We start from the raw sequence: 11,724 nt of genomic DNA on the forward strand, positions 1-11,724 counted from the left end.
GGCCCAGATGTCTCATATGCTAAAGGCCCGCGGGGTAGAGGTGATCTTTGGGATCCCCGGCGTGCACAACCAGGAAATGTATCGCGGCATCGAAGAGGCGGGGCTGACCCATGTGCTTGCGCGGCACGAGCAGGGGGCCGGCTTCATGGCCGACGGCTATGCCCGTGCGACGGGCAAGCCCGGGGTGGCATACGTTATTACCGGTCCGGGTCTGTGCAACGTGATGACGCCCATGGGGCAGGCCTATAGCGATTCCGTGCCAGTGTTGGTGCTGTCCTCGTGTCTGGACGAAACGGCGGCGCGCAAGGGGCAGTTGCACCAGATGAAAGACCAGCGCGCCGCGGCAGAAACCGTCTGCGACTGGTCCGAAGTGGCGTTGACCGCGCCCGCGGCGTATCAGTTGATCGACCGGGCCTTGACCGAATTCGCCTCCGGTCGGGCGCGATCCAAACACATCTCTGTGCCGATCCATCTGCTGGAAGCCGAAGCTGCGCCCGCGCAGCCTAGGTCGGTCAGCGCAACACGACCCGCCGGCGATCCCGCCCAGATCAAAGCGCTGGCGCAAAAGCTGCAGGCGGCGCAAAAGCCGTTGTTCATCTTTGGCGGCGGCGCTGTTGGTGTGCAAAACACCGACGCGTTGCTGGCCCGCTGGCAGGCCGCGAGCATGACCACTTATGCAGGTCGCGGCATCGTATCGCCCGACGCGCCATTGCACTTTGGGGCCTGCCTTGCGCGGGAAAGCAGCGTGGATGTGATCGCGCAGGCAGATCTGGTGATCGCAGTCGGCACGGAACTGGCAGAGGTGGATATGTGGCGCCCTGAATTGGGACATTCGGGCGAACTGGTACGGATTGATATTGATCCTTCCGTTCTGGCCGACCCGCAGGCGGCGGGCTTTGCAATCCTTGGGGATGCGGCGCAGGTGATGGCAGCGCTGGATGCCGCCTTGCCCGAGGACGGGACCGCCAAGGGGTGGACCGCCGCCGAGGTCGCGAAGTGGTGCAAGCGTTGGCGTTCCGAGGTGGATATGGAGCGTCCGGGCATCCTCGCCGTGGTTGACGCCGTTAAGGCCGCCACGCCCGAGGGCACGATGGTCTATTCCGACATGACGCAATTCGCCTATGCCGCAACCGAAGTATGGGAGATGGACCGCCCCGGCCATTGGCACCACCCCTACGGCTTTGGCACCTTGGGCTATGCCACGCCTGCGGCGATTGGCGGGGCCATCGGACGACCCGGGCTGCCCACACTGGCGATCATCGGCGACTACGGCTTTCAATACACGGTGCAAGAACTTGGCGCAGCGGTAGAACTGGGCCTGGCATTGCCCATCATCCTTTGGGACAACGGCAAATTGGGCGAGATCGAAGACAGCATGACCCGTGCGCAGATCGCACCGAATGCGGTCATCGCCCACAATCCCGATTTCTGTAAACTAGCAGAGGCCTACGGCGCAAATGCAGTCGCCCCAAAATCATTGGCAGACCTACCCGAGGTTCTGGCCAAAGCGTTCAGGGCAGATCGTCCGACGTTGATCTATCTGACGCCGCAAACCGCGGGCTGATCTGTCTTAACTTTTATGGCAGCGATTGCAGCTTTGCCCCGGTCCCCAGCATAACGCCGAGGGCCGGGGTTTTCTTTATTCCCAGCAGCTGACCAGAACGGTCATACCCTTGGCTTTTTCGCGCAGGTCGTGCGGCTTGATCGCGGTGCTGGCAACCGTTGTATCCACGCTGACACCGGCCCTTTGCGCGAGGTCCGCAATGACCTTGGCTTCCACGGCAAAGGCGACATCTTCGGGCAGTTCGCGCGCGCCATTTGCACGGGGCAGCAGCATCCCCAGCACGCGCCCGTCGCTATCAAGGATCGGGCCGCCTGCGTCGCCACTGCGGGCAGAAAGCGCGAGGCGGGCGATGTTTTCCTCGCCCTGTAGCCCACGCACATCGGCCAGAGTGCCATAGGTCACGGTGGCAGAGCCAAGCACGCCCTCATAGGGGAAGCCGGCAACCGCGATTTCAGACTGCAACCGCGGGGGCACTGTGTTGAACGCGGCCACATCCAGCGGTGACAGAGCAACGCGGGGTTTCAGCAAGCTGATGCCGCTGGCCGTATCATCGACCAACACGTCGAGCTCTGTCTCGTCGTCCAGCGTCAGGCGGCCACAGCTTTGCACAGCCTCAGAGGTCGTCGCAACCGTACCACGCCCGTCGATGAAAAAGCCCGAGCGCGAGATCTTTGGCGACCGGATTTGCAGACCGGAAACCAGATCGACAGCCTGACGATCACCGGACCCTGCAGCGGCATCCAGCGTGCCAGGTAGGCGGCTAAAGGATTTCGTCATCTCGGCGATCACGCGGCGACGGCGGTCTTCGTCACCGGCGGGCCAAATCAGGGTAAAGCCTTTGATCTCGCCATTCTCGAGGGACACCTGCGTCTGGCTGACGATCCGCCCGTCTTCGCCGATCAGTTCAAAGCTGTTGGATTTACGGTCACGTGGGCCTTCTTCGGGCACGATTTCAAGGGTCTGCATGATGTCATACAAACCAAAGAGCGTGTCCTGATCGCCAGCCTGACTGATCAGCAGAACCCGCGCATCAATGTCGCCGGTACCATTGTAATGGGCAAAGGGGGGCTCGAACCGGTCAAAGGTGACCACTTTGGTGGGCATCACCATTTCGATGCCAGCATCGGCGTTGCGCACGGTCTGCAGGCCCAGCCCTTCTAGCACGGCATTATATTGGCCTATCAAATCTGCCCGCTGCAACGTGGTCAGCACGCCGGTCGCTTCATAGCCGTTGGCCTCTTGCCAATCGGCCATAGACCCGCGCGTGCCTCGCCCGAATGCACCGTCAATCGATGCATTGTAAAAGCCGGCCCACTTCAGCGCGATCTGTAGCTGTTCACGTGCGGTGAGGTCCAGATCACGCTCGCTGGCGCGGGCCTCTGACAGGGTCTCGTCTTTGGGCGGCTCTGGCAGGACGGGCACCTGTGTCGTCTCGGCCTCTGCAGTGGGGGCTTCTTCTTGGTCCAGCGTTTCGCCGGCGGGGGGCAGGGTGGTCTGTGTAATCTCTTCGTCCGTCTGCGCCTCGCTCGGGGTGGCGGGTTCAATCGGAGCGATCAGCGGAATGTTCAAGACATTCGCACCCACGGGCCAGAATTGCTGTTGGAATTTATCGGAGAGCTGGATGAAACTGTCGCGTGGAATCACCCCGTCCTGTCGGTAGCGCCGCAGCAGCAGTTCGGCGTCGTCGCGCAAATAGGGACCAACCGCGATTCCATACCAGCTGCCCCCAAGGGCAAACCCGTTTACATCCTCAAGGCTGGCGCTGTAGGCACGCGCGCGATCGGTCGCCGCCGCCAGATTAGGCTGGGCTTCTACCTGTATCCAAACCACATCATCGGCAGACTGTGCAAAGGCGAACGGGGCGATAAACAAGGCGGCGATCAGGGCCGCAAACAGTCGCGTCATAGGTAAGGGTGCTCTCAAGGATTTAAACTTGCAGTAGATAAGCAGGAACGCGCGCAAAATACCATGCTTGAGACAGGGCAAATCATCACAAAGCTGCCAATTGACCCGACCGCGACAGCGCCTTAGGAAAGGCGCGCAGCAGCAAAGGCAAAATCTTATGTCCGACCCGGTCCAGCGCCCCCGTTCATTTCAGGAAATCATCCTCGCTCTACAGTCCTATTGGGCGCGTCAGGGCTGTGCGATTCTACAACCCTACGACATGGAAGTCGGCGCGGGTACGTTCCACCCGGCGACGACCCTGCGCGCGCTTGGCACCAACCCATGGGCCGCGGCCTATGTGCAGCCGTCGCGTCGTCCGACCGATGGGCGATATGGTGAAAACCCGAACCGCTTGCAGCACTACTACCAGTTTCAGGCGCTGATCAAACCCAGCCCGCCCAATCTGCAAGAGCTGTACCTTGGGTCGCTCGAGGCAATCGGGATCGACATGGCGCTGCATGACATCCGCTTTGTCGAAGATGACTGGGAAAGCCCGACATTGGGCGCATGGGGTCTGGGCTGGGAAGTCTGGTGCGATGGTATGGAAGTGTCGCAGTTCACCTATTTCCAGCAGGTCGGCGGTCACGACTGCCATCCTGTATCGGGAGAGTTGACCTACGGGCTTGAGCGTCTGGCGATGTATGTTCTGGGGGTCGATCACGTGATGGACATGCCGTTCAACAGCCCCGACGCGCCGATCCCGCTGACCTATGGCGATGTGTTCAAGCAGACCGAAGAAGAATACGCCCGCTGGAACTTTGATGTCGCCAATACCGACGTGCTGCTGAATCACTTTGTCGAGGCTGAAAACGAGTGCAAGGCGATCCTTGCGCATGATGCCCTTGACCCCAAGACCGGCAAGCGCATCGTCATGGCGCACCCCGCCTATGACCAATGCATCAAGGCCAGCCACATCTTTAACCTGCTGGACGCGCGCGGCGTTATCTCGGTCACCGAGCGTCAGGCCTATATCGGACGCGTGCGCACCCTTGCCAAAGCCTGCGCTGACGCGTTTGTTCAGACACGGGCCGGCGGCTGGTCGGAAGATGCGGCATGAACGGTAAAATCGTAGGAGGCGTCATCTTGGTTGCAGCAGCCATTGCAGGTCTCGCGCTTTATTATTTGCAGGTCTACGGATATTATCACGAGGTCGACGCGCCGGACGAAGGCGTGTTGCTGGTGTCGATCAATTCGAACACATCTGAACCGATCCTGACCGATAACTTTCGCGCCATCGACGCCGACAGCTCGCCCATCCGCTATCGCGCGTGTTTTGAAACCTCGCTGAGCCTCGCGATGCTGACCGAGACCTATGTCGTCAGCGACGAAATGACGCCGCGCAACGCGCCGGGGTGGTTTCATTGCTTCGACGCTAAAGCCATCGCCGCAGAAATAGAGGAAGGCACCGCGCTGACCTTTCTAGGCCAGAAGAACATTAATTACGGCGTGGACCGCATCGTCGCGATCACCTCGGACGGGCGCGGCTATGTCTGGCACGAGCTGAACGACTGTGGCGACAAATCCTATGACGGCACCGTGGTGGGCGAAGCCTGCCCGGAACGCCCTGCCGATTGACCCCCACGCGGATCACCGGCCCTTTGAACTTTGCGCTGTTTGCGCGACACATATTTAACCGCACCGAACGACACGCGGCCCCGAAAGGTACGAACCCATGCCCGACCTCCTGATTGAGCTTTTCTCGGAAGAAATTCCCGCCCGTATGCAGGCGCGCGCGGCGGATGATCTTAAGAAACTGGTGACGAACGGATTGGTGGATGCGGGTCTGACCTATGCCTCTGCCGCGGCCTTTTCGACACCGCGCCGCCTGACCCTCACGATCGAGGGAATGCTGGACGCCAGCCCGTCCCTGACCGAAGAGCGCAAAGGCCCCAAGGCCGACGCGCCCGAAAAAGCCATCGAAGGGTTCTTGCGCGGCGCGGGCCTGACCCGTGACCAGTTGGAAGAGCGCGACACCCCCAAGGGCAAGATCCTGTTCGCCATGATCAACAAGCCGGGCCGCCCCGCAGCCGAGATCGTGGCAGAGGTGCTGGAAACCACCATTCGCACCTTCCCATGGCCCAAATCCATGCGGTGGGGCACCGGCACGTTGCGGTGGGTGCGTCCGCTGCATTCGATCCTGTGCATCCTTTCTGCCGAAGACGGCGCGCAGGTTGTGCCCCTGACCGTCGATGGGATCACCGCTGGCGACACCACGCGCGGGCACCGCTTTATGGCACCTGATACGATCACGGTCAGCAGCTTTGAGGACTATAGCGCCAAGCTGAAACGCGCCTTTGTCGTGCTGGACCCCGCAGAGCGGCGCGATACGATCTGGAACGACGCGACCAATATGGCCTTTGCCAACGGGCTTGAGGTCGTCGAGGATGCGGGGCTTTTGGCCGAGGTCGCAGGGCTGGTGGAATATCCGGTCGTGCTGATGGGGCAGATTGGCGAAGATTTCCTTGGTCTGCCACCGGAGGTGCTGCAAACCTCCATGAAAGAGCACCAGAAGTTCTTTTCCGTGCGCAACCCCAAGACGGGCCGCATCGAACGCTTTGTCACCGTCGCCAATCGCACCACCGCCGATGATGGCGCGACCATTCTGGCGGGGAACGAAAAAGTGCTGTCCGCACGTCTCTCGGACGCCAAATTCTTCTGGGAAAACGACCTGCGCATCGCGCAATCGGATGCCGGGATGCAGACTTGGGTGGACCGTCTGTCCAATGTGACCTTCCATAATAAGCTGGGCACACAGGCCGAGCTGATCTCGCGCATGGAGGCACTGGCCGGAGAGCTCGCCCCGATGGTTAAGGCCGATGCTGATGAGGCCCGCGCCGCCGCCCGTTTCGCCAAGGCCGATCTATCGTCCGAAATGGTCTATCAATTCCCTGAACTTCAGGGGCTTATGGGCAGCTATTACGCGAAAGCCGCCGGCAAATCCGATGCCATCGCCGCCGCCGTCCAAGACCACTATGCGCCGCTTGGCCCATCCGACGATGTGCCAACCGCGCCCGTGTCCATCGCCGTAGCGCTGGCCGAAAAGATCGACAAGCTGACAGGCTTCTGGGCGATTGACGAAAAGCCGACGGGGAGCAAAGACCCGTTTGCGCTACGTCGCGCGGCATTGGGCGTCATTCGGATTTTAGTTGAGAATGATGTGTCGTTAAATTTGTCCGTTGCACTTTATTCGGGGCTGAAGCTAAACGGCGTTGAGTTTGGAGATGCCAACGACGAACAGGACTTCACAAACCTTGATATCAAGGTGAATCTCCTCTCCTTCCTCCACGACCGCCTAAAGGTGTACCTCAAGGACCAAGGCGTCCGTCATGACATCATCGACGCCTGCATTGCGATGGAGGGCAACGACGACCTGACCTTGCTTGTCAAACGCGCCAAGGCGTTAAGCGAGACACTCAAAACTGACGACGGGGAAAACCTGATCCAAGGGTTCAAACGCGCCAACAACATCCTGAGCCAAGCCGAGGATGCGGATGGGGTGGAATACTCCTTTGGCGCGGACATCAAGTTTGCCGAGACGGAAGAAGAGCGCGCGCTGTTTGCCGCCCTTGATACCGCAGAGGCGCAGATCAAACCGGCGATGGGGGCTCAGGATTTTGGCACGGCCATGTCCGCGATGGCATCCTTGCGCGGGCCGATTGATGCGTTCTTTGATGCGGTGCAGGTGAACTCTGACAACGCGACGATCCGGCGCAATCGTTTGAACCTGCTCAGCCGTATCCGCACGATCTGTAGCTCGGTTGCGGATCTAACGAAGATCGACGGGTAACGCAGCAGACCCGACGCGTCGGCAAGGCGATCACGCCTTGCCAGACCACGGTGAAAGCCTATGCTGCGCAGGAACCAAAAGGTGCCGCAGTGCAGAAAATCGCCATGACAACCCTTGTGACCCAAACGGCCCCCATCGCGAATGATACCCACGGTGGGCGGGCGAAATGTTTGCAGCGTCTGGTCCGTCTTGATTTGCCGGTGCCGCGTACCGTGGCGCTTCCCTTTGGTGTCGTGCTTGATATCGCGCAGGGGCAGATCCCCGATCTGCAAGCGGTCGCCGATGAATTCCCACAAGACGCGTTGCTCTGTGTGCGCCCCTCTAGCCAGGACCCCGACTGGGGCGGGCCGGGGGCGGTGATGAACATCGGCATGAACGACGCACGCTATGCCTATTATTGCGAACGCATGGGCGAGGGGCCTGCATCGGCCCTGTATACCCGTTTCGTCCAATCCTATGCCGTCAATGTAGCACGGCTGGACCCCGATATGTTTGACGACGTCGAAGGGGACGGGCGCGAGGCGCTGCTGCAATCCCTGCGTGCCTACGAGCTTGAGACCGAAGAGAGCTTCCCCCAAGACCGCGTGACCCAGTTGACCGCCGTTCTCAGTTCGATGGCGCGGGCATGGGAAGGCACGTCGGCGCGGCTGCTGCGTCAGGCCAAAGGCGCGCCAGCGGATGCGGGGCTTGGGCTGATCGTGCAAGAGATGGTGTTCGGTGTGGGCACCGGCATCTGCGGGTCGGGCGTGTTGCAGCTGGTCGACAGCACCACCGGCCTGCCGCAGATCACCGGACGATACCTGAGCCAGTCGCAGGGTCGCGATGCGTTGCAGGATACGGCCGATGCGCTGTATCTGACGCGTGATCCACGCGGGCCATCGCTTGAGGAACACGCACCCGAAGCGTTCGAGATGCTCAAACAGCATGCCGCGCTGATGCGGGTGCGGCTGCGCGCTGAAATGCAGGTGGAATTTGTCATCTCGGACGGAGAGCTGTTCATCCTCGACGGGGTGCGCGTATCGCGGTCGTCACGTGCGGCGGTGCGGATTGCCGTTGCGCTGGCGGACGAAGGGATTATCCCGCGCGAAGAGGCACTGATGCGCGTCCAGCCCCGCACGCTGACAGAGCTGTTGCACCGACAGGTTGACCCCCGCGTGAAACGCGATGTGATCGGGCGCGGCATTGCTGCCAGTCCCGGCGCTGCCACGGGCAAGATCGTGTTCAACGCCAATGACGCCCAAGCCAGCGCCGCACGCGGCGAGAAATGTATTCTGGTGCGCCGCGAAACCTCGCCCGAGGATATTCGCGGTATGCATGCGGCCCAGGCCGTGTTGACCGAACGCGGCGGCATCACCAGCCACGCGGCGGTGATCGGGCGCGGCATGGGCCTGCCGTGCGTTGTTGGCGCGTCCTCTATGCGATTTGATCTGGTCAAGGGGTTGATCACGGCCTCGGACGGGCGGATGTTTAAGGCGGGCGACGAAATTACGCTCGATGGCACCTCGGGCGAGGTGCTTTGTGGGGCCGCGGACATGCTAGAGCCGTTGCTGGACGCGACCTTTCAAAAGCTCATGTCCTGGGCCAAGGACGCAGCGGACATCGGTATTCGTGCCAATGCCGACACACCCGCCGACGCGCAGACCGCACGGAACTTCGATGCGCAGGGGATCGGGCTTTGCCGGACAGAGCATATGTTCTTTGACCCCAGCCGCCTTACCGTGATGCGCGAGATGATCTTTGCCGACACCAGCGAAGGCCGTCGTGCGGTGTTGGAGCGCCTTTTGCCAATGCAACGCGAGGATTTCATCCAGCTGTTCCGCATCATGCAAGGGCAACCGGTCTGTATCCGGCTGTTCGATCCGCCCTTGCACGAATTCCTGCCCTCAAGCCGCACCGGCCAACGCGATCTGGCCGAAGCGTTGGATTTGCCGCTGTCGGATGTGACCCGCCGGATCGAGGCGATGACAGAATACAACCCGATGCTTGGCCTGCGTGGCGTGCGTCTTGGCGTGACTGTGCCCGAAATCTACGAGATGCAGGCTCGCGCGATCTTTGAGGCCACGATCGAAGCCAGTCGCGATGGTGAACCTGTCGTGCCCGAGATCATGATCCCGCTGGTGTCGGCCAAGCGCGAGGTCGAGCTGATCAAGGCCAGCGTCGACAAGATCGCAATGGCGGTGAAATCCGAACGTGGCGCTACCTTCACCTACCGGTTGGGGGTGATGGTCGAAACGCCACGTGCAGCGCTGCGCGCCGGAGAGATTTCGCCCTATTGTTCGTTCCTCAGTTTCGGGACGAACGATTTGACGCAAATGACCTATGGGCTTAGCAGGGATGACGCGGGACGGTTCATGTCGACCTACGTTCAGCAGGGCGTCTTCCCCGAAGATCCGTTCCACATGCTTGACCGTGACGGCGTCGGAGAGCTGCTTCAGCTGGGGGCCGCGCGGGGGCGGGCAGCACAACCTGGGATTACGCTATCGATCTGCGGAGAGCACGGCGGCAACCCCGAATCGATAGATTTTTGTCGCGCAGCGGGGTTCGATTATGTTTCTTGCTCACCTTTTCGTGTTCCGGTTGCCAGACTCGCCGCGGCGCAATTGGCAATCGCAGACAAGATAAAGTAGGTTCTGGCGTCTAATCGCCTATATATAGAGTCTGTCCGCGGGTTCCCGCGCAACCGGTTTCAGCAGGGTTTACGCCCGTGTTCTTCTTGGGTACGCGGCGCTGTCCGAAACTACTTGCGAGGCGCTCAATGCGTTCTTTTCAGAAAATCTCTTCCTGCGCTCTGTTGGCGCTGTCTTTGCTTACTCCTGCCGTGGCCTCCGCTAGCCCGCAACAGGCCAAAGCACTGGCTGACATCGAGGCCAAAGGGCTGAGGTCTGTCGGGTCGGAACGTCTGGAAAGCATGATCGCATCCGCCAACGCTGCCAGCGATGTTGAATTCACCCGCGCGTGGTTGTCCGAGCAGCCCAAAGCGTCCGGCGGGGAGCAGTGGCGGTGTCTGGCAGAAGCGCTGTATTTCGAGGCGCGTGGCGAGACAGTCAAAGGTCAGTTCGCTGTGGCCGAAGTCATCATGAACCGCGTGAAGTCTTCGCAGTTTCCCGGATCGCTTTGCAGTGTGATCAACCAAGGGACCGGCCGCAAATACCAGTGCCAGTTTACCTACACCTGTGATGGCAACGCCGAAGTGATCGCCGAACCGCGCGCCTACACGCAGGTCGGAAAAGTTGCGCGCGCCGTTCTGGATGGCAAGGCACCTTCGCTGACGGGCGGTGCTACCTACTATCACACCACAGCCGTAAGCCCCCGCTGGTCCCGCGTGTTTACGCGCACCACCAAGATCGGCGTGCATATGTTCTACCGCGATGGTGTCCAGACCGCGTCTAACTAACCGGCGTTTCTGTCGCCTTTGATGGCTGGTCAGCCGTGTCTGGCTTTGGTACATCCGGGCGAACGGTCTAGGATCGTGTGCAGGTGAGACAAGCAGAGGCCAGATCCTATGACGAGTGACACGCGGCTTGCCTTTGCGCACCCATCCGAACGTGCGGCAGCGACGGCGGGGCCTGAACCTCTAGACCGGATTTCGCTGCGCGATCATATTGTTGAGGTCGAGATTGGTGCCTTTCAGGCCGAACGCGGCGTCACGCAACGTATCTGTTTTAATATCGTCGTAGAAGTCCAGCCGTTGACCGGCCCTGTAGATGACGACGTTGATCGCATTCTGTCCTATGACCGCGTGACCGAGGCCATCGCCTATGAGCTGTCAGACGAACGGCTGAACCTGCTTGAAACCTTGGCCGAACGGGTCGCGGATCGTATCTTGCTGGAGCGGCAAGCGATGCGGGTTTTTGTCCGTATCGAAAAGCTGGACCGTGGCCCCGGAGCTTTGGGTGTTGAAATTGTGCGCGCGCGGGATGATGCACCCGGCAATCAGCCCGACGCGCAAGAGGTCCCGCATCCCGAACTGGTTTATCTGAGCAACGAAGCCATCGCATCGCCTTTTTTGGCGGGCTGGCTGGATCAGTTGCATCAGATGGGGCGTCCCTTGATCCTATGTGTCGGGGCGTCAGATGCCACTGCGCCACAGCTCGCGCATAAGATGGCGCAGCGCCGCATTGATTTGCTGGCGATTGAACAGAACGCATGGGTGCTGGCGTCAAAGGATGACCGCTGCGTTGTTGTGGCCACCCGGACAGAGCTCGACTGGGCGATGAAGAATGGGCAAACCAGTGTGTGGGCTCCGTCAAAGATCGTGTTGGACAGCGTCGATACCCCGTCGGTACAGCCACGCGATGCCGTGGCACTGGCTGCATGGTTCGCCGCCAGTTTTGACGCGACAGAGATGCTGGTGATCGGGGCCAGTTTGCCCGCCAAAGCGTCGGTGCCGTTGCGCGCCGTTGCGGTGGATCAAGACAGGCTGTGAGCA

Annotated in this window: 8 protein-coding genes; 7 read left to right on the forward strand and 1 reads right to left on the reverse strand. The window is 60.8% G+C overall.

Going from position 1 to position 11,724, the window contains the following annotated elements; translation table 11 throughout:
* The first annotated feature begins 16 nt into the window (after window positions 1-16).
* Window positions 17-1,564, forward strand: a complete 1,548-nt coding sequence (locus E5180_RS02065) for a 5-guanidino-2-oxopentanoate decarboxylase (protein ID WP_254700582.1) — start codon at window positions 17-19, stop codon at window positions 1,562-1,564.
* Window positions 1,565-1,639: 75 nt separating this feature from the next.
* On the opposite strand, the gene E5180_RS02070 is transcribed toward E5180_RS02065, so the two are convergent.
* The gene (locus tag E5180_RS02070; protein ID WP_138922933.1) at window positions 1,640-3,469 is read right to left on the reverse strand and encodes a serine protease; all 1,830 of its coding nucleotides are present in this window, start codon (window positions 3,467-3,469) and stop codon (window positions 1,640-1,642) included.
* Between the two features lie 157 nt (window positions 3,470-3,626).
* Here E5180_RS02070 and E5180_RS02075 point away from each other — a divergent pair, with 157 nt between their 5' ends.
* From E5180_RS02075 to E5180_RS02100, 6 genes are all read left to right on the forward strand, one after another.
* Window positions 3,627-4,565 (forward strand): glycine--tRNA ligase subunit alpha, encoded by a 939-nt coding sequence (locus E5180_RS02075; protein ID WP_138922934.1) that lies wholly within the window; start codon window positions 3,627-3,629, stop codon window positions 4,563-4,565.
* A complete protein-coding gene (locus tag E5180_RS02080; protein ID WP_138922935.1) occupies window positions 4,562-5,083 on the forward strand; it encodes a DUF6446 family protein in 522 nt (173 codons plus the stop codon). Before E5180_RS02075 ends, E5180_RS02080 begins: the two co-directional genes overlap by 4 nt.
* Window positions 5,084-5,180: 97 nt before the next feature.
* On the forward strand, window positions 5,181-7,295 hold the full coding sequence (glyS, locus tag E5180_RS02085; protein WP_138922936.1) for a glycine--tRNA ligase subunit beta: 2,115 nt from the start codon (window positions 5,181-5,183) through the stop codon (window positions 7,293-7,295).
* A gap of 104 nt (window positions 7,296-7,399) precedes the next feature.
* Window positions 7,400-9,922 carry a putative PEP-binding protein gene (locus E5180_RS02090; protein WP_171048884.1) on the forward strand — a complete coding sequence of 841 codons (2,523 nt, stop codon included), beginning with the start codon at window positions 7,400-7,402 and terminating at the stop codon, window positions 9,920-9,922.
* 128 nt (window positions 9,923-10,050) lie between these two features.
* A complete protein-coding gene (locus tag E5180_RS02095) occupies window positions 10,051-10,689 on the forward strand; it encodes a cell wall hydrolase (protein WP_138922938.1) in 639 nt (212 codons plus the stop codon).
* A gap of 108 nt (window positions 10,690-10,797) precedes the next feature.
* Complete coding sequence (locus E5180_RS02100; RefSeq protein WP_138922939.1) at window positions 10,798-11,721, forward strand: dihydroneopterin aldolase; 924 nt, start codon at window positions 10,798-10,800, stop codon at window positions 11,719-11,721.
* Window positions 11,722-11,724 lie beyond the last annotated feature (3 nt).

Origin of the sequence: Sulfitobacter sp. BSw21498, from assembly GCF_006064855.1 — a bacterium.
Classification (GTDB): Bacteria; Pseudomonadota; Alphaproteobacteria; order Rhodobacterales; family Rhodobacteraceae; genus Sulfitobacter.

Excerpts from the sequence above, each read along its gene's own strand:
- E5180_RS02065 (WP_254700582.1), top strand. The coding sequence starts at position 17 with ATGCTAAAGGCCCGCGGGGTAGAGGTGATCTTTGGGATCCCCGGCGTG.
- E5180_RS02070 (WP_138922933.1), bottom strand. The coding sequence starts at position 3,469 with ATGACGCGACTGTTTGCGGCCCTGATCGCCGCCTTGTTTATCGCCCCG.
- E5180_RS02075 (WP_138922934.1), top strand. The coding sequence starts at position 3,627 with ATGTCCGACCCGGTCCAGCGCCCCCGTTCATTTCAGGAAATCATCCTC.
- E5180_RS02080 (WP_138922935.1), top strand. The coding sequence starts at position 4,562 with ATGAACGGTAAAATCGTAGGAGGCGTCATCTTGGTTGCAGCAGCCATT.
- glyS (WP_138922936.1), top strand. The coding sequence starts at position 5,181 with ATGCCCGACCTCCTGATTGAGCTTTTCTCGGAAGAAATTCCCGCCCGT.
- E5180_RS02090 (WP_171048884.1), top strand. The coding sequence starts at position 7,400 with ATGACAACCCTTGTGACCCAAACGGCCCCCATCGCGAATGATACCCAC.
- E5180_RS02095 (WP_138922938.1), top strand. The coding sequence starts at position 10,051 with ATGCGTTCTTTTCAGAAAATCTCTTCCTGCGCTCTGTTGGCGCTGTCT.
- E5180_RS02100 (WP_138922939.1), top strand. The coding sequence starts at position 10,798 with ATGACGAGTGACACGCGGCTTGCCTTTGCGCACCCATCCGAACGTGCG.